Raw genomic sequence first — 23,738 nt, forward strand, 5'->3', positions numbered from 1 at the left:
CTTTCTGACGACTGCGCTCGCGATAACGAACAGCACCGACTGTACCGGACCAAGACGGCCGGATCACGCCAGCGGTGGAGTGTCGCGGGATCGGGCAATCAAACTGTCGGATGCGGCCGACGGGCGGACCGCCGTCCAGCGCCCGTGGTGTTCCACACCGGTTGGCCCATCCAACCAGTACGCTCGAATTGTGCAGCGGCGGATCATGGGCCTGGAGACCGAATTCGGTGTGACCTGCACATTTCACGGTCATCGCCGGCTGTCTCCGGATGAGGTGGCCCGTTACCTGTTCCGCAGGGTGGTGTCCTGGGGCCGCAGCTCGAACGTTTTTCTGCGTAACGGTGCGCGGCTCTATCTCGACGTGGGCAGCCATCCCGAGTACGCCACCGCCGAATGCGACAGCCTGGTGCAACTGGTCACCCACGACCGCGCTGGGGAGCGGGTCTTGGAAGACCTGCTCGTCGACGCCGAGCAACGGCTTGCCGATGAGGGCATCGGCGGCGACATCTACCTGTTCAAAAACAACACCGACTCGGCGGGCAACTCCTATGGCTGCCACGAGAACTACCTGATCGTGCGGGCGGGCGAGTTCTCCCGGATCTCCGATGTGCTGCTGCCGTTCCTGGTCACCCGTCAGCTGATCTGCGGGGCCGGCAAGGTACTGCAAACCCCGAAGGCCGCTACGTTTTGCCTGAGCCAGCGCGCCGAGCACATTTGGGAGGGCGTGTCGTCGGCCACCACCCGCAGCCGCCCGATCATCAATACCCGAGATGAGCCCCACGCCGACGCCGAGAAGTACCGGCGGCTGCACGTCATCGTCGGCGACTCCAACATGTGCGAGACCACCACCATGCTCAAGGTGGGCACCGCCGCGCTGGTGCTGGAGATGATCGAAGCCGGGGTGGCCTTCCGGGACTTTTCGCTGGATAACCCCATCCGCGCCATCCGTGAGGTGAGTCACGACATCACCGGGCGGCGTCCGGTACGGCTGGCCGGGGGGCGTCAGGCCAGCGCCCTGGACATCCAGCGGGAGTACTATGAGCGCGCCGTCGAGCACCTGCAGACCCGTGAGCCCAGCGCGGAGATCCAGCAGGTCGTCGACTTGTGGGGCCGCCAACTCGACGCCGTCGAGAGCCAGGACTTCGCCAAGGTCGACACCGAGATCGACTGGGTGATCAAACGCAAACTGTTTCAGCGCTACCAGGACCGCTATCACCTCGAGTTGTCCGACCCAAAGATCGCCCAGCTGGATTTGGCCTACCACGACATCAAACGCGGTCGCGGAGTTTTTGATCTGCTGCAGCGCAAGGGCCTGGCAGCCCGCGTCACCACCGACGAGGACATCGAGGAGGCCGTAGACACTCCGCCGCAAACCACCCGGGCCAGGCTGCGCGGCGAGTTCATCAGCGCTGCCCAGGCGGCGGGCCGCGACTTCACGGTCGACTGGGTGCACCTCAAACTCAACGACCAGGCCCAGCGCACGGTGTTATGCAAAGACCCGTTCCGGTCGGTCGACGAGCGGGTCAAGCGGCTGATCGCCAGCATGTAGCTGCCGCGCGGGCCGGGCTTGATCCCTGCGGCGCGGCGGCTCGCGACGCAAAGGAGCCGGGCGATCCGGGTCCGGCCCCCTACCCTTGTAGGGGTGGCAGCAACCTCCAAAATCGAACGGTTAATGAACCTGGTCATCGCGTTGCTGGCGACCCGCGGCTACGTCACCGCCGAAAAAATCAGGGCCACGGTGGCGGGTTACGCCGACAGTCGCACCGACGAGGCGTTCTCGCGGATGTTCGAGCGCGACAAAAACGAATTGCGTGACCTGGGTATCCCGCTCGAAACCGGGAAGGTGTCACCATTGGATCCCACCGAGGGCTACCGCATCAACCGCGACGCCTACGCACTGCCTGAGGTCCGGTTGACCCCCGAGGAGGCCACCGCGGTCGCGGTCGCCACCCAACTGTGGGAATCCCCCGAACTGTTCACCGCGACCCAAAACGCGCTGCTCAAGCTGCGCGCCGCCGGAGTGGACGTCGATCCCGACGCCCCGGTGACCATCTCTTCTGCGGCCTGGCCCGCAGGCCTGCGCGGGTCTCAGGACGTTCTTGGGATTCTTTTGTCGGCCATCGATTCCGGGCGGGCCGTGCAGTTTCCGCACCGCTCGTCACGTGCCGAACCGGTCACCGTGCGCACCGTCGAGCCGTGGGGTGTGGTTACCGAGAAGGGTCGCTGGTATCTCGTGGGCCACGACCGTGATCGCGGGGCCACCCGCGTCTTCCGGTTGTCGCGGATCGGTGCCGAGGTGACACCGATCGGTCCGCCCGGCGTGAGCCGCCGGCCCGACGGCGTCGACTTACGCCGGATCGTGGCCGAATCGGTTACCGCCGCCGCTGCGGCACCAACCAACGCGCGGGCCAAGGTGTGGGTCGCCGAGGGACGGGCCATCTCCCTGCGACGCGCCGGGAGGTCCCTCGGAGCGCGGAACTTGGCTGGCCGCGACGGCGAGGTGATCGAGCTGGACATCGACTCCACCGAGCGGCTGGCGCGTGAGGTCGCCGGTTACGGCGCCGACGCCGTGGCGCTGGCGCCGTCGTTTTTGCGCGACGAGGTGCTGGCGCGACTGCGGGCTCAGGCCGGCATGGGGGAGGTGCCGGCGGCGAAATGACCCCGCCGGCGACGATGCAGAGCGCAGCGATGAGGAGGAGCGGCGGCGAAATGACCCCGCCGGCGACGATGCAGAGCGCAGCGATGAGGAGGAGCGGCGGCGAAATGACCCCGCCGGCGACGATGCAGAGCGCAGCGATGAGGAGGAGCGGCGGCGAAATGACTCAGCTATCCACGCGTCTGGTGCGGCTGCTCAACATGGTGCCGTACTTTCAGGCTCACCCCCGGGTCACCAGGGCAGCGGCCGCCGCCGACCTGGGGGTGTCCGTCCGGCAGCTCGACGAGGACCTCAACCAGTTGTGGATGTGTGGCCTTCCCGGCTACGGCCCGGGTGACCTGATCGACTTCGAATTCTCCGGCGATACCATCGAGGTGACCTTCTCGGCCGGCATCGACAAACCACTCAAGCTCACTTCTCGGGAGGCCACCGGCTTGTTGGTGGCGCTGCGGGCACTGGCGGACATTCCCGGCGTTGTCGATCCGGAGGCGGCGCGCAGCGCGATCGCCAAGATCGAAGCCGCGGCGGGCACCGTCGGACCCGGTGCCAGCCACCCGACGGCTGCCGAGCCCGCACCCGCCGAGAATGCGGCCACGGCGGCGGTACGCGCCGCGGTTCGCGGTAATCGCGCCCTGGCAATCGATTACTACGCCGCGTCACACGATACGCTGTCCAGGCGGGTTGTCGATCCGATCCGGGTGGTGCTCGTCGGCGACCACAGCTACCTGGAGGCCTGGTCACGCGAGGCGGAAGGGGTCCGGCTGTTCCGCTTCGACCGAATCATCGACGCCCGGGTGCTCGATGAGCCGTCCGCACCCCCGCAACCTGCGGTCCAGGCGCCCCCGGATACCTCCCTGTTCCAGGCCGATCCGGCGCTTCCGGCGGCGACCCTGCGGGTGGCGCCCTCGGCGTCGTGGATGTTCGAGTACTACCCGATGCGGCTGCTTCGTGAGCTGCCCGACGGTTGCTGCGAGGCGGCGATGACCTACGCTTCTGACGACTGGATGACCCGCCTGGTGCTGGGGGTGGGCTCCGGTCTGCAAGTGCTGGCCCCCGACTCGCTGGCGCGGCGGGTGCGCGAGGCGGCGACGACGGCGCTGGAGGTCTACCGGCTCGCGGCGGGCGCCGATCGAGATCAAAACTGTGGATCGCCCGGCTGCGGTAGCATCGTGGCGACGTCTGGAGGTAACCAAAGTGGGCAGTCTTAGTCCGTGGCACTGGGCGATCCTTGCCGCCGTCATGATCGTGCTGTTCGGCGCCAAAAGGCTTCCCGACACGGCACGGGCATTGGGAAAGTCGTTACGAATCTTCAAGTCCGAAGTCCGTGAACTGCAGAACGAGAGCAGATCGGAAACATCTCCCACCCGGTCGGCGCAGCCGACGGAGGTGCGCCAGGTGGCGTCCGAGCGGGTCGATCCGCCGGCGGCTCCCGGGCAGGGCCAGGACATCCCCCCGGCGTAGCCCGATAACCGCGGCGCGGCGCCCGGGCGCCACCGAGTGACGGTCGTGAAAGTGTTGAGAGTGTCGGCGCGCACCGCCCGCATGTTCAGGCGGCTCGACCCACGCCTTCGACGCAGCCGCACCAACCCCGATGCCACGATGTCGCTGGCCGCCCACCTGAGCGAGTTGCGCACCCGGCTGTTGATCTCGCTGGCCACGATCGCGCTCACCACCGCACTGGGGTTTGTCTGGTATTCGCATCCGCTGTTCGGGCTGGAGAGTTTGGGGGAGTGGCTGCGTCATCCGTATTGCGCACTGCCGCCGTCGGCGCGCGCCGACATCAGCTTTGAGGGGCAGTGCCGGCTGTTGGCCACCGCGCCGTTCGACCAGTTCATGCTGCGGCTCAAGGTCGGGATGACCGCCGGTATCGTGCTGGCCTGCCCGATGTGGCTCTACCAACTTTGGGCGTTCATCACCCCCGGCCTGTATCAGAAGGAGCGCCGGTTCGCGGTGGCGTTCGTGATCCCGGCGGCGATGCTGTTCGTGGCCGGGGCGGTGCTGGCCTACCTGGTGCTCTCGAAGGCGTTGCGCTTTCTGCTGACTGTCGGCAGCGACGTGCAGGTGACAGCATTGTCCGGCGACCGGTACTTCGGTTTCCTGATCAACCTGCTGCTGGTATTCGGGATCAGCTTCGAGTTTCCCCTGCTGATCGTCATGCTCAACCTGGTCGGTTTGCTGAGCTATCAGCGGCTGAAGTCCTGGCGGCGGGGGTTGATCTTCGCGATGTTCGTATTCGCGGCAGTGTTTACGCCCGGATCGGACCCGTTTTCGATGACCGCGCTCGGGCTGGCGCTGACCCTGCTGCTCGAATTAGCCATTCAGATAGCCCGGCTGCATGATAAACGAAAAGCCAAGCGTGACAAAGTGATTCCTGACGATGAAGCGTCCGTGATCGAGCCGCCCTCACCGCTGGCGGCACCGTCGCGCATTGCCGGATCCCATGACGACATCACCTGAGAACCCGGTGGCGGCGACCGAGCTAGACCGGTTTGCCGCTGGGCTGCCCTTCGTGCTCGACGATTTTCAGCGGCGCGCTTGTGCGGCGCTGGAACGCGGCCACGGTGTGCTGGTGTGCGCGCCGACCGGCGCCGGCAAGACCGTGGTCGGCGAGTTCGCCGTGCACCTGGCACTGGCCGTCGGCGGCAAATGCTTTTACACCACGCCCCTGAAAGCCCTGAGCAATCAAAAGCACACCGATTTGGTGGCCCGCTATGGCCGGGACCGGATCGGGCTGTTGACCGGCGACCTGTCGGTCAACGGGAATGCGCCGGTGGTGGTGATGACCACCGAAGTGTTGCGCAACATGATCTACGCGGATTCCCCGGCGCTGCAAGGCCTTTCTTACGTGGTGATGGATGAGGTGCATTTCCTTGCCGACCGGATGCGGGGCGCTGTGTGGGAGGAGGTCATCCTGCATCTGCCCGAAGAGGTGCGCCTGGTCAGCTTGTCTGCCACGGTCAGCAACGCCGAGGAGTTCGGCGGCTGGATTCAGACCGTGCGTGGTGACACCACGGTAGTGGTTGACGAGCATCGACCGGTTCCGCTGTGGCAGCACGTCCTGGTGGGCAAGCGGCTATTCGACCTTTTCGACTACCGCACCGAGTCCGGGGGAAGGCCCCGGGTCGACCCGCATTTGCTGCGCCACATCGCGCATCGCCGCGAGGCCGAGCGGCTGGCCGACCAGCGGGGGGGTCGTCGCGGCCCCGGACGGCCCGACCGGCTTCGGGGCCCGAGTCTGTACCGCCCGCCAACCCGGCCGGAGGTCATCCGCCTTTTGGACTCCGAGGGGTTGCTGCCGGCGATCACGTTCGTGTTTTCCCGGGCGGGATGTGACGCCGCGGTCAAGCAGTGTCTGCGGTCTGCCCTGTCGCTGACCACCGAGGAGGACCGGGCACGGATCGCGGAGGTCATCGATCACCGCTGCGGCGATCTCGACGACGCAGACCTGGATGTGCTGGGTTATTACGAGTGGCGGGAGGGGTTGATGCGCGGCCTGGCCGCCCACCACGCCGGACTGCTGCCGGCCTTCCGCCACACCGTCGAGGAGCTGTTCACCGCGGGGCTGATCAAGGCGGTGTTCGCCACCGAAACCTTGGCGCTGGGCATTAACATGCCGGCCCGCACCGTGGTGCTCGAACGGCTGGTGAAGTTCAACGGCGAACAGCATCTTCCGCTGACCGCGGGGGAGTACACCCAGCTGACCGGCCGCGCCGGTCGCCGCGGCATCGACGTCGAGGGCCACGCGGTGGTGATCTGGCATCCCGATGTGGATCCCGGCGAAGTCGCCGGCCTGGCTTCCACCCGCACCTTCCCGCTGCGCAGTTCGTTCTCCCCGTCCTACAACATGACGATCAACCTGGTGCAGCGGATGGGGCCCGAAGAGGCACACCGGTTGCTGGAGCGGTCCTTCGCCCAGTACCAGGCCGACCGGTCGATCGTCGGGTTGGTCCGCGATGTCGAGCGCGGCGAACGGATGCTCGATGAGATCGCCGCCGAACTCGGCGGCCGGAACGCGTCGATCATCGACTATGCGCGGCTGCGTGCCCAGGTCACGCAGCGGGAGCGGGCGCAGGCACGGGCAGCGCGGGCCCGGCGACGACAGGCGGCCACCGACGCGCTGGCCGCGCTGCGCCGTGGCGACATTATCAGCATCCCCCACGGCCGTCGCGGGGGCCTGGCGGTGGTGCTGGAATCCGCCCGTGACAGCGCCGACCCGCGCCCGTTGGTGCTCACCGAACACCGCTGGACCGGCCGGATCTCGTCGGCGGACTATTCCGGCGCGGCGGTCCCGGTCGGGTCGATGACGCTGCCCAGACGAGTTGAGCACCGCCAGCCTCGGGTGCGCCGCGATCTGGCGTCGGCGTTGCGCTCGGCCGCGGCTAATCTGGCGAGGCCGGCTCCCGTCCGCGGTGCGGAGCCCGCCGACGAGCTCCTGGACGCCGAACTGGCTTCGCTGCGCCAGCGGGTACGCAGTCATCCCGCGCATCGCACGCCCGGGCGGGAGGCCCAACTCCGGGCCGCGGAACGCTACTTGCGCATCGAACGTGACAACGCCCGGCTGAGGCAGCAGGTGTCGGCCGCCACCAATTCGCTGGCCCAGACGTTCGACCGGATCGTCGGGCTGCTCGTCGAGCGCGGGTTTATCGAGGTCGTCGCCGGCGACTACCAGGTCACCGACGATGGCCGGCTGCTGGCGCGGATCTACAGCGAAAGCGACCTGCTGGTCGCCGAATGCCTGCGCACCGGGGCGTGGACGGGTCTGGGGCCGGCCGAGCTGGCGGCCGTGGTCTCGGCGGTGCTCTACGAGTCTCGCGGTGCCGATGGTCCGGTATCGGTGCAGGCCACAGCCGTGCCCACGCGGCGGTTGCGGCGGGCGCTGGAGCGCACCCACGGGTTGTCCAAAGAGTTGCGCGCCGACGAGCAGCGACATCGAATCACCCTGAGCCGCGAACCCGACGACGGTTTTGTCGAGGTGATCTACCGCTGGGCCGAAACCGGGGATCTGGCGGCGGCGCTGGGGGGTTGCGATCTGGGCGGCGCGCTGTTGCCGGCGGGAGATTTCGTGCGCTGGTGCCGACAGGTGCTTGATTTGCTGGACCAGATTCGCAACGCGGCGCCGCAACCGGACCTGCGGGCCACCGCCAAGCGCGCTATCGACGACATTCGGCGCGGCGTCGTCGCAGTTGACGCCGGGTAGGCTGGGCGCAAGCTACCGTACATCGGGCGCCGCGTGATCAGGATGTGAGCCAGGACTGAGAGGACCGAGCAAACCGATGAGTGGACCGCAGGAACCCGATCCGACACAGTGGCAGCCGCCCGGTCAAGGGGAAGGTCAGCAACCCCAGCAGCCCACGGTGCAGGCGTCGCCCTGGCAGCCCGGTAGCGATCAGCAGACCTGGCAGGCGCCCGCCTACACGCCCCCCGGGTATCCGCCGTACCAGCCGCCGCCGGCGGCGTTCTACCCGCCTGCGCAGCCCTACCCCGGGCAGTATCCGCAACCCACTCCGGGCTACCCCCAGCCGGAGCCGTACGCCGCGCCACCCGGCCAGTTCCCGCCGCAACCGGGGCAGTACGCCCAGCCCGGCCAGTTCCCGCCGCAGCCGGGGCAGTACGCCCAGCCCGGCCAGTTCCCGCCGCAGCCGGGGCAGTACGGCCAGCCGTCCGTCTCCACCCGGCGCTCTGTCGCGGTGATCGGCACCGTCGTCGGGGTGTTCGCGACGATCGTCATCGCGGTGGTGCTGGTCCTCGGCTTTTGGGCGCCCGGCTTTTTCGTCACCACCAAACTGGACATCACCAAGGCCCAGGCCGGCGTGCAGCAAATCCTCAGCGACGAGACCAACGGTTACGGCGCGAAGAACGTCAAAGACGTCAAGTGCAACAACGGTCAGGACCCGGTCGTCAAAAAAGGTGCCTCCTTCGACTGCGAGGTCAGCATCGACGGCACCATGCGCCACGTGACGGTGACCTTCCAGGACAACAAGGGCACCTACGAGGTCGGCCGGCCCAAATAACGCCGGCCCGGCTACACCCGGCAATCACCACCGCGGCAGGCCGGCCAGTGCCTTGTGCAGACGGGCGACCGGTGAGCCGACGCCGTGGCGCACGGCCAGGTCGGCGACGCGGTGCGGGTCGGCGGCGGTAAGCGGCAGGGCGTCGGACGCCGTTGAGAGGGTGACCGGCGCGTCGGTGGCCACCCGCACCACCGGGACGGCGGCCTGGATGTAGCCGGCGGCGGCCACCAGTGTGCCGCGAACACCCCCACCCATCGGCGACTCCGGATCCCGGGCGGCCGCCAGGATCCGCTCCAGCGAGCCATACCGAGCCAGCAGCGCAGCCGCGGTCTTCTCCCCGATGCCCGGCACCCCCGGCAACCCGTCGGAGGGATCACCCCGCAGCAGCGCCAGCTCGGCGTAGGCCGCGCCGGCCCGCCGCGGCGGCAGCCCGTAGCGTTCGGCGACCTCGGCGGGCCCGAACATCGTCGCTTTCGAGAGCCCACGGCCCAGGTAGAGCACCCGAACGGCAACCGGCTCGTCGGCTACCAGCTGCAGCAGGTCACGGTCCCCGCTGACCACCACGACCGGGTCACGGCGTTCCACGGCGGCCAGGGTGCCGATCACGTCGTCGGCCTCGAACCCGGGTGCGCCCGCCGTGGGGATACCGAACGCGTCGAGCAGCTCGAGAATCGTGTCGACCTGCGGCGCCAGCTCGTCGGGGACGTCCTCGGCGTCGGGTTGGCCATCCGATTCCGACCGGGCTACCCGGTGCGCCTTATATGACGGGATCAGCTCCACCCGGAACCGTGGGCGCCAGTCCAGGTCGAGGCACACCACCAGCCGGGCGGGCCGTTGCCGGGCGATGACCAGGGCCAGGGAATCGAGGAATCCCCGCACCGCATTGACCGGCCGGCCGTCGGGCGCGGTGATCGACGAGGGCAGCCCATAGTAGGACCGAAACCACATGCTGGCGCCGTCGAGCAACAGCAGGGGCATGGTCGTCATCCTGCCAGCATGGCGACCGGCATGACGACGTAGCCTGGCCGGCGTGGAGTCCCGGCGATTCGACACCGCGGTGTATGCCCGCCGGCTCGCGACGGCGGCCGCGGCGACCGCCGGGGCGGGCCTGACCGGCCTGGTGCTCACCCCGGGGCCCGACCTGCAGTATCTGCTCGGTTCGCGCGCCCAAACTTTCGAACGGCTCACCGCGCTGGTGCTGCCGGCTTGTGGGCCGGCCAGCGTCGTGGTGCCGCGGTTGGAGCTGGCCACGCTCGGCGAGTCGGCCGTGACCGAGCTGGACCTACCGGTGCGGGCCTGGGGTGACGGTGAGGACCCCTACCGGCTGGTGGCCGCGGTGCTCGGCGGCGCGCCCGCCACGGTCGCCGTGAATGACTCCATGCCGGCCCGGCACCTGCTGGCTTTGGCGGAAGCCCTCGAAACGCTGCCGGTGCTGGCCACCGATGTGCTGTCCGGGCTGCGGATGATCAAAGACGCGGCCGAAATCGACGTCCTGCGCAAGGCCGGGGCGGCCATCGACCGGGTGCACGCCCGGGTGCCGGGGTTCCTCACACCGGGGCGGACCGAGGCCGACGTCGCCGCAGAGATCGCTGAAGCGATTGTGGCCGAAGGGCATTCGAAGGCGGCGTTCGTGATCGTCGGCTCCGGCCCGCACAGCGCCGACCCGCATCACGAGTGTTCGGACCGGCAACTGCGGGCCGGTGACGTGGTGGTGGTGGACATCGGCGGCGTGTGCGAGCCGGGATACCACTCCGACTCGACCCGCACCTACAGCATCGGCGAGCCCAGCCCCGAAGTCGCACAGCGGTATGCGATCCTGAAACGCGCCCAGCGGGCGGCGATGGCCGCGGTGCGTCCGGGTGTGACCGCCGAACAGGTCGACGCCGCCGCCCGCGACGTGCTGGCCCGCGCCGGGCTGGCCGGGCAGTTCGTGCACCGCACCGGCCACGGGATCGGGCTGGCGGTGCATGAAGAGCCCTACATCGTCGCCGGCAACGCGCTGCCGCTGGCCGCAGGCATGGTCTTCTCGATCGAGCCGGGCATCTATTTCCCGGGCCGCTGGGGGGCGCGCATCGAAGACATCGTCATCGTGACCGAGCACGGCGCCGTTCCCGTCAACAACCGGCCCCGCGAGCTGGTGGTGGTGCCGGTCGGCTGAAGCCGCTGTGACGCTGCGTCGCCGACGCCGGTGCGCCGCACCGGAAGTTCAATGCCGGCGCTGGGAGCGGCTACGCTGATCGAATGCTCAATCACGACCGTGCCGCCGCCCGCCGGGAGATCGCCGACGCTTTGCTCACCGCGCTGGAACGCCGCCACGAGGTGCTCGATCTGATCGTGGACGCGCGGGACCGCCCGTCGGCGGTCGATCGGATCGCCGCGTTGCTGGGCACCTCACGCCTGGGCGCCGAGGCGGTGATCGGGATGTCGTTCGACCAGCTCACCAAGGAGTCACGGAAAAAGATCGCCGCCGAGCTCGACGACCTGAACAAGCAACTGACCTTCACTTTCCGGGAGCGGCCGGCGAGCTCCGGCGACAGTCTGGTGCTGCGCCCCTTCGCCGGCGAATCCGATCGCGACATCTTCGCCGCACGCACCCAGGACATCGGTGCCCCAGGGGACGGATCCGGTGGGCCGGTCGGCGATCTCGACGAGGAGATCGCCGCGGCGCTGGCGCGCATCGAGGCCGAGGAAGCCGCCTGGTTCGTCGCACTCGACGGCGTCCAGAAGGTCGGGATGGTCTTCGGCGAACTCGTCGGTGGCGAGGTTCATGTCCGGATCTGGATCCGCCCGGAGTGCCGGCACCGCGGCTACGGCACGGCCGCGCTGGCCAAATCGCGACCGGAGATGGCGGCCTATTTCCCCGCGGTGCCGCTGGTGATCTGGGCGCCCGGCGCCCGACCCGGGTAGCGACCCGCGGGTGCGCCGCGGCAGCCGCCGAGCCTTAACCGCGCTCCAGCAGATCCGAAGAACCCAGCACCCGCTGCACCCGGACCTCGATAACCACCCGCCGCGGGTTGGGCCGCGGGATCCGGTATCGCTGGGCGTAGCGCAGCTCCGCGTCCCGCACGGCAGTGGCGTCGCTGTTGACGGTGGCCCGCCCCTCCAGCGATAGCCAGCGGGCCCCGTCCACCTGACTGAGCACGGCGATCCCGCTACGTTGGGCGTTGACCGCCTTCTGCGAGCCGCCCGTGGTGATCACCCGCGCGATGTGCGTTTCGGGGTCGAAGGTGAACCCGACCGCCACGACGTGGGGTGAATTGTCGGCCCGCAGCGTGGTCAACATGGCCAGATGGCGTTCGGTGAGAAACGCCAGTGCCTCACTGGTGAGCCGGGTTGCGGTTTTCGCCATCACCGTTCACGCTAGCGCAGGTCATGATCACCGCCGTGAACGACACGGGTGCCGGGCCGGTGGTGATTATGCGGCGGCCGGGCGGGGGTAACGTCCGCCTCCGGGGAAGGGTGGCACATGATCGTCGTGGTCGGTATCGGCGCCGACGGCATGGCGGGACTGTCGGCGGCGTCTCGTTGCGAATTACAAAAGGCGACGGTCATTTACGGTTCAAAGCGGCAACTTGACCTGCTCGACGAGACGGTGACCGCGATCCGGCGGGAGTGGCCTTCGCCGATGCTGCCGGCGCTGCGCCGCCTCGGTGAGCGCTCCCCCGATGATGCCGCCGAGGTGCACGTGTTGGCCAGCGGCGATCCGTTGCTGCACGGCGTCGGTGCCACGCTGCTCGGGATGTTCGGGCCCGAGCGGGTGCGGGTGCTGCCGCACGTGTCCGCGGTGACGCTGGCGTGCGCGCGGCTGGGCTGGAGCGTACCGGACACCGAGGTCATCAGCCTGGTCAGCGCACCGGCGGCCACCGCGGTGCGCCGCGGCGGTCGGGCGATCGTGCTGTCGCGCGACCGGTCCACGCCGACGACCCTGGCGATGCTGCTGGACACCCACGGTCGCGGCGACTCCGAGTTCAGCGTGCTCGAGCAGCTCGGCGGCCCAGGTGAACGCCGCCGCGACCACACGGCCCGCGAGTGGGCGGCCGAGGCGCCCGTCGACGTCGACGATCTCAATGTGGTCGCGGTGCGCTACCTGCCCGATGAGCGCATGTCGCCGGCTCCGGATGACGCGTTCCGCCACGATGGGCAGATCACCAAGCAGCGGATGCGGGCGGTGACCCTGGCGGCGCTGGCGCCGCGGCCAGGGGAGTGCCTGTGGGATGTCGGCGCGGGCTCGGGCAGTATCGCGGTCGAGTGGTGCCGCAGCTGGCGTGGCTGCACCGCGGTGGCATTCGAACGCGATGAGCGGCGCCGGCAGAACATCCGGTTCAACGCCGCGGCGTTCGGTGTTGACATCCAGGTGCGCGGAGCGGCCCCGGGGGCCTTCGGCGGCGCGGCGACACCGTCGGCGGTGTTCATCGGCGGCGGGCTCACCCGTCCCGGCCTGCTCGACGCCTGCCTTGACGCCTTGCCCAAAGGTGGGCGCCTGGTTGCCAATGCGGTCACTGCCGAGTCTGAAGCTGTTGTCGTGCAGGCGTATTCACGTTTAGGTGGGGAGCTGCGGCGCTTCCAGCACTATCACGGCGAGCCGCTCGGCGGCTTCACCGGCTGGCGCCCCCAGCTGCCGGTCACCCAGTGGGAGATGTCCAAGCCGTGACCGTGTACTTCATTGGTGCGGGCCCCGGTGCCGCCGACCTGATCACGGTGCGCGGGCAGCGGTTGCTAGCCCGGTGCCCGGTGTGCCTTTACGCCGGGTCGATCATGCCCGAGGAGTTGCTGGCCCTGTGTCCGCCCGGCGCGCGCATCGTCGACACCGGCCCGTTGACGCTGCGCCAGATCGTCGCCGAACTGGCCGCCGCCGATGCCGCCGGGCAGGACGTGGCGCGGCTGCACTCCGGCGACCCATCGCTCTACAGCGCGCTGGCCGAGCAGTGCCGTCGGCTGAACGCGCTGGGCATTCGCTACGAGATCGTGCCCGGGGTCCCGGCTTTCGCGGCGGCCGCCGCCGCCCTGGGCCGCGAGCTCACCGTGCCCGGGGTGGCGCAGACGGTGACCCTGACCCGGGTGGCCACCGTGTCCACGCCCATGCCGCCCGGCGAGGACCTCGCTACCTTGTCGCGCTCCCGGTCCACCCTGGTGGTGCACTTGGCGGCCGCGCAGATCGACACGATTGTCCCGCAACTGTTGGCCGGGGGATACCGGGCGAACACACCCGCGGCGGTGGTGGCTTTCGCCAGCTGGCCGCAGCAGATCGTGCTGCGCGGCACCCTGGCCGATGTGGCGGGGCAGATGCGTGACGCGGCGATCCGCAAGACCGCCGTCATCATCGTCGGTGACGCGCTGGCGGCCGAGGGGTTCACCGACAGCTACCTGTATTCGGCGGCCCGGCGCGCCGGTGACGAGCGCGGCCCGGCATCGGCTCGCGGCCGGGTGGCGGACTGATGCGGGTTCTGCTGCTCGGCGGCACCGCCGAGGCCCGGGCCCTGGCGGGCCTGTTGCATCCCCGGGTCGACATCATCAGCTCGCTGGCCGGACGGGTGCCGCGCCCGGCGCTGCCCGCCGGGCCGGTGCGGGTTGGCGGGTTCGGTGGCGTCGAGGGCCTGCGCCGCTGGTTGCGCGACGAGCGGATCGGCGCCGTCGTCGACGCCACCCACCCGTTTGCGGCGACCATCACGGCGCACGCCGCGACGGTGTGCGCCGAGTTGCGGCTGCCGTACCTGGCGCTGGTCCGCCCGCCATGGGATCCCGGTAGCGCCATCGTCGTGGGGTCGGATATCGAAGCAGCGGAAACGATTTCCCGCAAAGGTTTTTCGCGGGTGTTTCTCACCACCGGCCGGTCCAGTGTGGGGGCCTTCGCCGCCAGCGACGCGTGGTTTTTGATCCGCGTGGTCACCGCCCCCGACGCCGGCTCGCTGCCGCGCCGCCACGCGATCGTGCTGGCGCGCGGCCCGTATCACTACGACGCCGAGTGCGCGCTGCTGCGCGAGCACCGCATCGACGTGCTGGTAACCAAGAACAGCGGCGGCGAGATGACCAGGGCGAAGCTGGACGCCGCGGCCGCGCTGGACATCCCGGTGGTGATGGTGGCGCGTCCGGCGCTGCCGGCCGGGGTGCGGGCGGTCGGCACCGTCGGGGAGGCCGTGCAGTGGGTCACCCGGCTGACCGGTGGCACTCCCGGCCGCTGACCGGTCACCCGACTGGCCCCCGCGAGTCCGCGCGTCCGTACCGCCGGACCAGCTTCCCAAATAATACCGGGTAGGGTATATATCTGGAGTCGGCCGTTCCTGTTCGCCGCGGTGGCTCGGCCGTGAAACTATTTACCGGCAAGCTTGAGGCCGTCTGTGGAGGGAACGTCACATGTTGACCATGCTCAAGCGGGCTTGGGTGCCGCTGGTCGTCATCGTTGTCGTCGCCATGGGCGGCGTCGCCGTCAGCCGGCTGCGTGGCGTCTTCGGTTCCGATGAGATTTTCACGTCGACCGGCACCGTGGAGAGGATCGTGAATTTCAACCCCAAACGCGTGACCTACGAGGTGTTCGGGCCCGCCGACACGGCGGGAACCGTCAGCTACTTGAACAAGCTGGCGCAACCCGAGCAGGCCACCTTCACCAGCCTGCCCTGGACCTATACGCTGACCACGACGATTCCCGCCGTGGTCGCCGATGTGGTGGCCCAAGGCAACAGCGACAGCATCGGGTGTCGCATCACCGTGAACGGTGAGGTGAAGGACGAGCATGTCATCCGGGAGCACCACGCCCAGGCCTTCTGTCTGGTGAAAGCCGCATGAGCGCCGACGATCGCAGCCGCCCGGTCTTCATGCGGGCGGTGCGGACGTTCGCGGTGCCGATCATTTTGGTGTGGCTGCTGCTGACGTTGGCGGTGAACCTGCTGGTGCCGCCGATCGAGGTGGTCGCGAGACAGCATGCGGTGACCATGTCACCGCAGGATGCGCCGGCGATGATCGCCGCGAAACGCATCGGCAAGAAATTTCACGAGTTCGATTCGGACAACCTGGTGATGGTCGTCCTGATCGGCGATAAAGAACTCGGCGCCGAGGCCCACCGCTACTACGACGGCTTGGTGAAAAAGCTGGAGGCGGACACCAAGCATGTCCAGCATGTCCAGAACTTGTGGGCAGACCGCATCACTGCCGCCGGTGTTCAAAGCAGCGATGGCAAAGCCGCTTACGTCCAACTCAACATCGCCGGCGACCAGGGCAGCACCCTGGGAAACCAGTCCGTCGAGGCGGTGCGAAAGATTGTCGACAAATCCCCGCCGCCGCCCGGGATCAAGGCATACGTCACCGGTCCGGGTGCCCTCACGACGGATATGAACGAGGCCGCCGACAAAAGCATGTTCAAAATGATGGGCGTGACCGGCGTGGTCATTATGATCATGCTCTTCATCGTTTATCGCTCCATCAGCACCGTGCTTCTGGTTCTCGTGATGGTCGGTTTCGAGATGGGCACGGCCCGGGGGATTGTCGCGATTCTCGGGAATTACGACCTATTGGGATTTTCGACGTTCGTGGTCGCCATGCTGTCGTCACTGGCGATCGCGGCCGGAACAGATTACGCGATATTCCTGATCGGCCGCTACCACGAGGCGCGTCAGGCCGGTCAAGATCGGGAAACGGCGTACTACACGATGTTTCGGGGAACCTACCATGTCATCTTGGGCTCGGGGCTGACAATTGCCGGGGCATCGTTTTGCTTGCACTTCGCGCGGCTGGCCTACTTCAGCGCTCTGGGTATTCCGTCCGCACTGGGGTTACTGGTCGTCATCGCCGGAGCGCTGACCGTTGCTCCCGCCGTGGTGGCCGTGGCCACACGGTTCGGTCTGCTTGATCCCAAACGGATGATCAAGGCTCGCGGGTGGCGCAGGGTCGGCACTGCGGCGGTTCGCTGGCCAGCACCGATCTTCGTGGCCTCGTTGCTGATCGCCGTGGTCGGGGTGATCCTCATGCCGGGCATGAGGATCAGCTTCGACGATCGCTTCTACATTCCCGCCAGATTCCCATCCAATATCGGATACACGGCGGCTGAGCAACATTTCAGCGCCGCCAGGCTGAACCCTGACATCCTCATGATCGACGCCGACCACGACATGCGGAATTCAAGCGACATGATCATCTTGGACCGGATCACCAAGGATATCTTCCGCACACCCGGTATTGCCAGAATACAAAGCATCACCAGGCCGCTGGGAAGCCCGATCGAACACACCTCGATACCTTTTCAGGTCAGCATGCAGGCGATTCCGATCCAAGAAAACCTGCAGTTCATGAAGGACCGGATGGCCGATATGCTCAAAATGAGCGACGACCTCGGCGTCATGATCGGGTCGATGGAGCGATTGCAGGATTTGATGCGGCAGATGACCGATACGACCCACCACATGAACATCGACATGAAAGAGCTCAAAGCCACCGTCGACGAGATGAGAGATCATCTGGCGGATTTCGATGATTTCGCCAGGCCGCTACACGGTTATGTCTTCTGGGAAAAACACTGTTTCAACATCCCGATCTGCTGGGCGACGAGATCACTATTCGACGCGCTCGATGATGTCGACAAATTCAGTGCGGACATGGACGCGTTGCTGAAGGACATGGATCATCTCGATGCGGTGCTGCCGAAAATGCTCGCAGAGTTTCCGCCGATTATTGCGGTCTCGAAGTCCATGCGCGGCAGCCTGCTGACCATGCACAGCAGTTTCGCGGGACTGGTGAACCAGATGGCGCGCATGACAGACACCGCCAGTGCGATGGGCGAGGCGTTTGACTCCTCGAAAACCGGCGACTACTTCTACCTGCCGCCGGAGGCGTTCGACAATCCCGACTTTCAGAAAGGGCTGAAGCTCTTCCTTTCTCCGGACGGCAAGGCGGCGCGCTTCATCATCACCCACACCGCCGATCCGGCGACGCCCAAGGGCATCGCCGCGGTCAAGCCGGAACTCATCGCCGCCCGGGAAGCGGTGAAGGGGACGCCGCTGGCCGACGGCAAGTTCTATCTGACCGGGACGGCGGCGGTGTACAACGACATACAAACCGGAATGAAATACGACCTTTTGATCGTGGGAATAGGGGCGCTGACACTGATTTTCGTCGTCATGGTGATGATCACCCGCGCTTTGGTCGCCTCTTTGGTGATCGTCGGCACGGTGCTGGTGTCGCTGGGGGCCGCCTTCGGGCTCTCGGTGCTGGTGTGGCAATACCTGGTCGGCTCGGACTTGAACTGGATCGCGCCGGTGTTCGGGTTGATCATCCTGCTGGCCGTCGGATCCGACTACAACCTGCTGCTGGTGTCGCGGTTCCAGGAGGAGATCGGGGCGGGTTTACGGACCGGGATCATTCGCTCCGTGGGCGAAACGGGCCAGGTGGTCACCGCGGCGGGCCTGGTGTTCGCGTTCACCATGATGTCCATGGTCGCCAGCGACGTGCGCTCCATCGGCCAGGCCGGCAGCACCATCGGCCTCGGTCTGCTGTTCGACACCCTGGTGGTGCGCTCGCTGATGACGCCCTCGATCGCGGCGTTGCTGGGGCGCTGGTTCTGGTGGCCGCAACGGGTGCGCCGCCGCCCGGCCAGCTATCTGCTGCGGCCCTTCGGACCGCGACGGCTGGTTCGCTCCCTGCTGTTGGGGGAGGATTCGGAGGCGGTGACCGACAGGCTTCAGGGGGTGTCTCGCTAATGTCCGCGCCGAGCCGGTCGGAGAGCGGCCGGACGGGTTAGCGCTGCCGGGCGACGATCACCGGCGTGCACACGGTTCGCAGCACCGTTGTGCAGACCGATCCGAGCAACATGCCGGCAAAACCACTGCGCCCGGGGCTGCCCACGATGACGAGTTGGCACGATCCGGCGTGCTCGAGCAGGCGCTCCGCGGGCCGGTTGACAACGACCATGCGATGCACGGTCACGTCCGGGTAGCGTTCCTGCCAGCCGGCCAACCGCTCGGCCAGCGTTTTCTCGGCGGTCGATTGCAGGGCCGACCACGATCGCCTGGTCAACCCGGTCCATTCCCGATTCGCCAGCGCCGGAACCTCGGCGTCGGTCCAGGCGTACAGGGCGATCAACTCGCTACCCCGCCGGGAAGCCTCGTCGAATGCGAGCGCGGTGGCCGGCTCCGACGCCGGCGAACCGTGAATGCCGACGAGCACCGGCCCCTGCAGCGGCAGTGACACCTCGCTGTGGATCACCGCGACCGGGCAGTGGGCGTAATGCACCAGCCCCGGGAGAACGGATCCGAAGGGCAGGCGTCTCACGGCCCGCTGGCCGCGGCAACCCGCGACGATCATGTCGGCTTTCTTGGACAAGTTTCTTGGACAAGTCGACAAGCGCGGGAACCGGCGCCCCGGTGATCAGCTCACTGTTGATCGGCGGGCGGGTGGGCTCGTCGATCAGGTCCTCGACGAAGCGGACCGCCTCGGCCAGAACCTGCTGCGCCTGGCCGTTGCGCTGCGGCGAGGCGGCGACGTACACCAGGGTCAGCGCCGTGTTGCGCATCGTCGCCTCCTGGGCGGCCCAGCGCAGCGCGGCGTTCGAAGGCGAGGATTCGTCGATACCGACGACGATTCCCGGCTGCGCTACCCCGCTGGACATCTGCCGCCTCGTCCCTGCACAATCCGCTCCGCAGCTTCGACGGTACACCGCGCCGGTGCCGGTCCACAGGGGTCGCGGCGCACCAAACGACGACCGCGGTGCCGGCTAGCGCCGCCGGGCGACGATCACCGGCGTGCGGGCCGCGTGCACCACCGCCGTGCTGACCGATCCGAGCAGCATTCCGGCAAAGCCGCCGCGCCCGTGGCTGCCCACGACCACCAGCTGGGCCGAGTCGGCGCGCTCGAGCAGATGCTGTGCGGGCCGGTTGGCAACCACCACCCGGTGAACGGTGACGTCGGGGTAGCGGTCCCGCCAGCCGGCCAACCGCTCGGCCAGGGTTTCCTCGGCCTCCGATCGCAGCGCCGACCACGATGTCCGGGTCAATCCGGTCCACTCCCGGTTTGCCATGTCGGGGACCTCGGCGTCGGTCCAGGCGTACAGGGCGACCAGCTCCGCTCCCCGCCACGAAGCCTCATCGAAAGCGATGGCGGTAGCCAGCTCCGACACCGGCGAACCGTCGATCCCGACCAGCACCGGCCCGTGCGGCGGCGGCACGACCCCGTCGCGAATCACCGCCACCGGGCAGTGGGCGTGATGCACCAGCCCGGTGCTCACCGAACCCAGCAGCACGCGTTTCACCGCACCCTGGCCGCGACTGCCCACAACGACCATGTCGGCTTTCGTGGACAAGTCGACAAGCGCGGGAACCGGCGGCTCGGAGATCAGCTCGCTGCTGATTCGCGGGCGGCTGCGGTCCTCGGTCATCTCCTCGACGACCTGGACCGCGTCGGCGAGCACCTGACGTGCCCTGCCTTCCAGCTGTTGGAGGAACTCGGTCGGAACGACGCCGCCCGGCCACTGCTTCAGGATTGGTGAGCCGGGCGGGATCGGGGCCGCGGCGTATACCAGTGTCAGGGTCGCGTTGCGCATCGTCGCCTCCTGGACGGCCCAGCGCAGGGCGGCGTTCGAATGCGACGAGCCGTCGATGCCGACGACGATTCCGGGCTGCGCTACCTCGTTGGACATCGTGCTGCCTCGTTTCCGGAAAAATTCGGTTACGCCCGTTCGACGGTACCGACGTTAGAAGCCCGCTGGCGGGCGGGCACGGGGCATTGGTCCCCGGTATTGGTGACCAAACGACCTTCTGCGCGGGCCGGGCGGTGGGCTCACCCCGGGTAGCGCCGGGGAGTAAACACGCGGTCGCCGGAATCCGAGGGGTACCACTGGGTTTGCGAGGAGCCGATGATCAGCAGGCAGCGCATGTCGACATCGGCCGGGTCCAGGTCGGCTAATCGCACCACCGTGACCTTTTCGCCGGGTCCGGACACGTCGCGGCCGATCACCACCGGCGTACCGGGGTTGCGATGGGCCAGCAGCACCTCGCGCATCGCGGCGACCTGCCACGTCCGGGTCTTCGACGCCGGGTTGTAGATCGCCAGCACCAGATCGGCCGCGGCCGCCGCCGACAGCCGCGCGGCGATCACCTTCCACGGTTTGAGCCGGTCCGACAACGAGAGCACCGCGTAGTCGTGGCCCAGCGGGGCGCCGACCCTGCTGGCGACGGCCTGTGCGGCGGTCATCCCGGGAACCACCCGCACGTGTACCCCCGACCACTGCTTGGCCTCCTCGAGCACCGCGGTGGCCATCGCGAACACCCCGGGATCGCCCGACGAGACCACCGCGACCGCCCGGCCCCGCTCGGCCAGCGCGCAGGCCAGCCGGGCACGCTCCGGCTCGTCGGTGTTGTCGCTGGGATGACGACGTTGACCGACGCGGGCGGGGATTCGGTCCAGGTACCGGCGGTAGCCGACCAGGTCGGTGGCCACGGCCAGCTCGCGGCGGCTTTCCGGTGTCATCCAGTCGGCGTGCCCGGGACCAAGGCCCACCACCACGACGGTGCCGGTCCGCGGCCGCGGCCGCCGCCCGCCCGGCAGCACCGTCAGGGAAAAGTAGGGCACGCTGGTGTCCTCGACGTCGGCGGCGGCCAGCACCCGCTGCCGGTCGGTGCTGGCCCGCTCCACGTAGATCGCGTCGTCAAGCCGACCCGCCACCGAAAGCGCTTCCCGCACCGCAGGATAGGAGCGTCCCAGCTTGAGCACCGCGGCCGCGTCGGTGTCGGCGAGCCGGCGGGCCAGCTCGCCGACCGGCAGCGTGCCCGGCAGCACGGACAGCACCTCGTCACCGGCCACCAGCGGCGTCGCGATCGCCGCCGAGGCAGCGCTGAGCGACGTCACACCCGGGATGATCACCGCGTTGAACCGCCGCGTCAGCCGGGTGTGCAAATGCATGTAGGAGCTGTAAAACAGCGGATCACCCTCGGCCAGCAACGCCACGTCACGCCCGGCGTCGAGGTGCGCGGCGATCCGCTCGGTGGCCTCGGCGTAGAAATCTTCCAGCGCCCCGGCATAGCCGCCCGGATGATCGGTGACCTCGGTGGTCACCGGGTAGACCAGGTGCTCTTCGATCTGGCCGGGCCGCAGATACGCCTCGGCGATGCCGCGGGCGACGCTGTGGCCGTGCGGGGCGCTGTGGTAGGCCACCACGTCGGCCGAGCCGATCACGCGGGCGGCCTTGATGGTCACCAGCTCCGGATCGCCCGGGCCCAGCCCGACACCGAAAAGCGTTCCCCGCCCGGTCATCAGGCCCCGGTCGCGATCGCGTTGACGGCGGCCGCGGCCATCGCGCTGCCACCGCGGCGGCCCCGCACCACCAGGTAGGACATCCCCCGCGGGCGGTCGATGAGTTCCTGCTTGGCCTGCGCCGAGCCGACGAACCCGACCGGCCCGCCCAGCACCGCGACCGGTGCCGGCGCCCCTTCGTCGATGAGCTCAAGAAGCCGGAACAGCGCGGTCGGCGCGTTGCCGATCGCCAGCACCGCGCCGGCCAGCCGATCCGCCCACAGCTCCACGCCGGCCGCGGAGCGGGTGGTGCGCCGGCGGGCGGCCAGGTCGGCCGCGCGCGGATCGGCGACCAGCGACACCACCTCGTTGCCGGCGGGCAGCGTGGTGATGCCGGCGGCCACCATCGACGAGTCGCACAACACCGGGGCCCCGCGGCGCAACGCGGCACCGGCCCCGGCGACGACGTCGTCGGTGTAGGCGACCTGCTCGGCGATATCGACCTGCCCGCAGGTATGGATCAGCCGGACCACCACGCGCGCCACGTCTTGCGGAAACCGCCTCAGGTCGGCTTCGGCCCGGATGACCGCGAACGACCGCCGATAGATCTCTTCGGCGTCACGGATGTAGTCAAGCACCCGCTCACCCTACGGCTTGATCGGCGGATGGTGGCCCGCTGCGCCCGGAGGGGGTCGCACCGGCGGTGGTGCGCAGCAGCCGGTATCCGCCGGCGGTGGCGACGAGCACCTCGCCGGCCGGCGGGCTGCCGCAGGCCCGCTCGCAGCCGACGAAGTGGCGGTGCACGCCGGAATCCCGGGCGAGTGACCGCGCCGCGTCGGCGCGCACATCGGCCGCCGAGCGGGCGCAGCCCGGGCTGCCGGTGCAGGCACTGACCGTCAGCCACGGGGAGGCCTCGTCGACCACCAGGCCCGTCGGTGCCAGCGCCGCAAGCGCCGCAACGGCCGCGGTCTCCTCGAGGTCGCACACCAGCACCGATCGCCACGGGGTGACGACCAGCGGCGCGCCGATGTTTGCCAGGCATTCGGCCACCCGGGCGCTCAGCACCCCGAGCGGCACCGCGGCGCCCAGCGCGATGCGCCCGTCGCGCTGGGGCAGCCAGCCCACCGGCGGCCTGGTGACCGGGGCAACCGGTGTGCCGTGGGGCGCGGCACCGGGAAGCAACGCGCCGATGTCGGCCAATTCCGTTACCCGCCACGCTGTTTTGCGGACCGCGAGGAATCGCGTCGCCAGCCCCACCAGCGTCGGCACCACCTCGGCGGGCGACAGGCGCACACCGGTGTCGCGCCCCGCCAGCAGCACCGCGACACCGTCGTGGACAACCTGCGCGCCGGCGTCGGCGCCCAGGCCGGACACATCGGCGCGCCCGTCGTCCAGGCTGAACCAGAACCGGCCCGGCAGCCGCGCGAGCGCGGGCTCGGCCCGGATCGCCTCGTCCAGCGCGGTGACCCACCCCCGGACGTCGGCCAGACCCCCGATCCGGCCGGACAGCGGCGACGCGACGATATTGCGGACCCGCTCATGGGTGGCCGAGGGCAACAACCCCGCCCCCGCCAGGGCGGCCGTCACCTTCGCGGGGTCGCCGACACCGCGGATCTGGACGTTGCCGCGGGAGGTCAGCTCGAGGCTGCCCGACCCGTAGCGGCCGGACACCCGGGCCAGCGCGGCGAACTGCCCGGCGCTGAGCATTCCGCCGGGCAGCCGCACCCGCACCAGCGCGCCGTCGGCGGCATGGTGCACCCGCAGCGCCCCCGGGCAGGCGTCGTCGGCACGGATTCTGGTCACCCGTTTACGGTACGGCCACTCCCGGCGGCGTCGCGCGCGGTACGAATATGCGCTACGAA

At 68.8% G+C, this 23,738-nt stretch carries 19 protein-coding genes and 3 pseudogenes; 15 read left to right on the plus strand and 7 right to left on the minus strand.

The window, feature by feature from the left end; genetic code table 11:
* Positions 1 to 190: 190 nt before the first annotated feature.
* The 8 genes and pseudogenes from pafA to QJR12_RS06365 all read left to right on the plus strand — a co-directional run bounded on the left by pafA (position 191) and on the right by QJR12_RS06365 (position 8,667).
* Positions 191 to 1,549 carry a Pup--protein ligase gene (gene pafA, locus QJR12_RS06330; protein WP_300579921.1) on the plus strand — a complete coding sequence of 453 codons (1,359 nt, stop codon included), beginning with the start codon at positions 191 to 193 and terminating at the stop codon, positions 1,547 to 1,549.
* Between the two features lie 123 nt (positions 1,550 to 1,672).
* Positions 1,673 to 2,659 (plus strand): YafY family protein, encoded by a 987-nt coding sequence (locus tag QJR12_RS06335; protein ID WP_300579992.1) that lies wholly within the window; start codon positions 1,673 to 1,675, stop codon positions 2,657 to 2,659.
* Positions 2,656 to 2,748: pseudogene (locus QJR12_RS06340) on the plus strand (sirohydrochlorin chelatase); the annotation flags it as partial. The gene QJR12_RS06335 and the pseudogene QJR12_RS06340, both read left to right, overlap by 4 nt.
* Positions 2,749 to 2,817: 69 nt before the next feature.
* Positions 2,818 to 3,777, plus strand: a pseudogene (locus tag QJR12_RS06345) (YafY family protein); the annotation flags it as partial.
* 73 nt (positions 3,778 to 3,850) lie between these two features.
* A complete protein-coding gene (tatA, locus tag QJR12_RS06350; protein ID WP_300579923.1) occupies positions 3,851 to 4,117 on the plus strand; it encodes a Sec-independent protein translocase subunit TatA in 267 nt (88 codons plus the stop codon).
* Positions 4,118 to 4,198: 81 nt separating this feature from the next.
* Entirely contained in the window at positions 4,199 to 5,113 is a 915-nt protein-coding gene (gene tatC / locus QJR12_RS06355; protein WP_300579994.1) for a twin-arginine translocase subunit TatC, read from the plus strand.
* Positions 5,097 to 7,853: an RNA helicase gene (locus QJR12_RS06360; protein ID WP_300579924.1), complete on the plus strand. Its 2,757-nt coding sequence runs from the start codon at positions 5,097 to 5,099 to the stop codon at positions 7,851 to 7,853. The genes tatC and QJR12_RS06360 overlap by 17 nt, the downstream gene beginning before the upstream one ends.
* Positions 7,854 to 7,929: 76 nt before the next feature.
* Complete coding sequence (locus tag QJR12_RS06365) at positions 7,930 to 8,667, plus strand: DUF4333 domain-containing protein (protein ID WP_300579926.1); 738 nt, start codon at positions 7,930 to 7,932, stop codon at positions 8,665 to 8,667.
* A gap of 24 nt (positions 8,668 to 8,691) precedes the next feature.
* On the opposite strand, the gene QJR12_RS06370 is transcribed toward QJR12_RS06365, so the two are convergent.
* On the minus strand, positions 8,692 to 9,645 hold the full coding sequence (locus QJR12_RS06370) for a 5'-3' exonuclease (RefSeq protein ID WP_300579995.1): 954 nt from the start codon (positions 9,643 to 9,645) through the stop codon (positions 8,692 to 8,694).
* 52 nt (positions 9,646 to 9,697) lie between these two features.
* On the opposite strand from QJR12_RS06370, the gene QJR12_RS06375 reads away from it, so the two are divergent.
* Entirely contained in the window at positions 9,698 to 10,825 is a 1,128-nt protein-coding gene (locus QJR12_RS06375) for a Xaa-Pro peptidase family protein (protein ID WP_300579928.1), read from the plus strand.
* Between the two features lie 83 nt (positions 10,826 to 10,908).
* Positions 10,909 to 11,574, plus strand: coding sequence for a GNAT family N-acetyltransferase (locus QJR12_RS06380; RefSeq protein WP_300579930.1), 666 nt, complete (start codon positions 10,909 to 10,911; stop codon positions 11,572 to 11,574).
* A gap of 34 nt (positions 11,575 to 11,608) precedes the next feature.
* Here QJR12_RS06380 and QJR12_RS06385 read toward each other — a convergent pair whose 3' ends face one another.
* Complete coding sequence (locus QJR12_RS06385; protein WP_300579932.1) at positions 11,609 to 12,016, minus strand: F420-dependent biliverdin reductase; 408 nt, start codon at positions 12,014 to 12,016, stop codon at positions 11,609 to 11,611.
* Positions 12,017 to 12,133: 117 nt separating this feature from the next.
* Here QJR12_RS06385 and cbiE point away from each other — a divergent pair, with 117 nt between their 5' ends.
* From cbiE to QJR12_RS06410, 5 genes are all read left to right on the plus strand, one after another.
* Entirely contained in the window at positions 12,134 to 13,318 is a 1,185-nt protein-coding gene (gene cbiE, locus QJR12_RS06390) for a precorrin-6y C5,15-methyltransferase (decarboxylating) subunit CbiE (RefSeq protein ID WP_300579934.1), read from the plus strand.
* Complete coding sequence (gene cobM, locus QJR12_RS06395; protein ID WP_300579936.1) at positions 13,315 to 14,103, plus strand: precorrin-4 C(11)-methyltransferase; 789 nt, start codon at positions 13,315 to 13,317, stop codon at positions 14,101 to 14,103. Before cbiE ends, cobM begins: the two co-directional genes overlap by 4 nt.
* Positions 14,100 to 14,846 carry a cobalt-precorrin-6A reductase gene (locus tag QJR12_RS06400; protein WP_300579997.1) on the plus strand — a complete coding sequence of 249 codons (747 nt, stop codon included), beginning with the start codon at positions 14,100 to 14,102 and terminating at the stop codon, positions 14,844 to 14,846. Before cobM ends, QJR12_RS06400 begins: the two co-directional genes overlap by 4 nt.
* Before the next feature lie 172 nt (positions 14,847 to 15,018).
* Positions 15,019 to 15,447, plus strand: coding sequence for an MmpS family transport accessory protein (locus tag QJR12_RS06405; RefSeq protein ID WP_300579937.1), 429 nt, complete (start codon positions 15,019 to 15,021; stop codon positions 15,445 to 15,447).
* Positions 15,444 to 18,350, plus strand: a complete 2,907-nt coding sequence (locus QJR12_RS06410; RefSeq protein WP_300579939.1) for an RND family transporter — start codon at positions 15,444 to 15,446, stop codon at positions 18,348 to 18,350. The genes QJR12_RS06405 and QJR12_RS06410 overlap by 4 nt, the downstream gene beginning before the upstream one ends.
* A gap of 37 nt (positions 18,351 to 18,387) precedes the next feature.
* On the opposite strand, the pseudogene QJR12_RS06415 reads toward QJR12_RS06410, so the two are convergent.
* The 5 genes and pseudogenes from QJR12_RS06415 to cobG form a co-directional block, all read right to left on the minus strand.
* Positions 18,388 to 19,258, minus strand: a pseudogene (locus QJR12_RS06415) (universal stress protein).
* Between the two features lie 105 nt (positions 19,259 to 19,363).
* On the minus strand, positions 19,364 to 20,284 hold the full coding sequence (locus QJR12_RS06420; protein WP_300579941.1) for a universal stress protein: 921 nt from the start codon (positions 20,282 to 20,284) through the stop codon (positions 19,364 to 19,366).
* A 140-nt stretch (positions 20,285 to 20,424) separates the two neighbouring features.
* Complete coding sequence (locus QJR12_RS06425; protein WP_300579942.1) at positions 20,425 to 21,897, minus strand: precorrin-2 C(20)-methyltransferase; 1,473 nt, start codon at positions 21,895 to 21,897, stop codon at positions 20,425 to 20,427.
* Positions 21,897 to 22,514 carry a precorrin-8X methylmutase gene (locus QJR12_RS06430; RefSeq protein WP_300579944.1) on the minus strand — a complete coding sequence of 206 codons (618 nt, stop codon included), beginning with the start codon at positions 22,512 to 22,514 and terminating at the stop codon, positions 21,897 to 21,899. Before QJR12_RS06430 ends, QJR12_RS06425 begins: the two co-directional genes overlap by 1 nt.
* Before the next feature lie 4 nt (positions 22,515 to 22,518).
* On the minus strand, positions 22,519 to 23,679 hold the full coding sequence (gene cobG, locus QJR12_RS06435; protein ID WP_300579945.1) for a precorrin-3B synthase: 1,161 nt from the start codon (positions 23,677 to 23,679) through the stop codon (positions 22,519 to 22,521).
* Positions 23,680 to 23,738 lie beyond the last annotated feature (59 nt).

This window comes from Mycobacterium sp. (assembly GCF_029961025.1).
In the GTDB taxonomy this organism is placed as follows: Bacteria; Actinomycetota; Actinomycetes; order Mycobacteriales; family Mycobacteriaceae; genus Mycobacterium.

Bases quoted from the DNA above. Each gene is read 5' to 3' on its own strand.
- QJR12_RS06335 (WP_300579992.1), top strand. From the start codon at position 1,673: ATGAACCTGGTCATCGCGTTGCTGGCGACCCGCGGCTACGTCACCGCC.
- QJR12_RS06380 (WP_300579930.1), top strand. From the start codon at position 10,909: ATGCTCAATCACGACCGTGCCGCCGCCCGCCGGGAGATCGCCGACGCT.
- cbiE (WP_300579934.1), top strand. From the start codon at position 12,134: ATGATCGTCGTGGTCGGTATCGGCGCCGACGGCATGGCGGGACTGTCG.
- QJR12_RS06405 (WP_300579937.1), top strand. From the start codon at position 15,019: ATGTTGACCATGCTCAAGCGGGCTTGGGTGCCGCTGGTCGTCATCGTT.
- QJR12_RS06410 (WP_300579939.1), top strand. From the start codon at position 15,444: ATGAGCGCCGACGATCGCAGCCGCCCGGTCTTCATGCGGGCGGTGCGG.
- QJR12_RS06365 (WP_300579926.1), top strand. From the start codon at position 7,930: ATGAGTGGACCGCAGGAACCCGATCCGACACAGTGGCAGCCGCCCGGT.
- QJR12_RS06425 (WP_300579942.1), bottom strand. From the start codon at position 21,897: ATGACCGGGCGGGGAACGCTTTTCGGTGTCGGGCTGGGCCCGGGCGAT.
- QJR12_RS06360 (WP_300579924.1), top strand. From the start codon at position 5,097: ATGACGACATCACCTGAGAACCCGGTGGCGGCGACCGAGCTAGACCGG.
- QJR12_RS06385 (WP_300579932.1), bottom strand. From the start codon at position 12,016: ATGGCGAAAACCGCAACCCGGCTCACCAGTGAGGCACTGGCGTTTCTC.
- QJR12_RS06370 (WP_300579995.1), bottom strand. From the start codon at position 9,645: ATGCCCCTGCTGTTGCTCGACGGCGCCAGCATGTGGTTTCGGTCCTAC.
- QJR12_RS06420 (WP_300579941.1), bottom strand. From the start codon at position 20,284: ATGTCCAACGAGGTAGCGCAGCCCGGAATCGTCGTCGGCATCGACGGC.
- tatC (WP_300579994.1), top strand. From the start codon at position 4,199: ATGTTCAGGCGGCTCGACCCACGCCTTCGACGCAGCCGCACCAACCCC.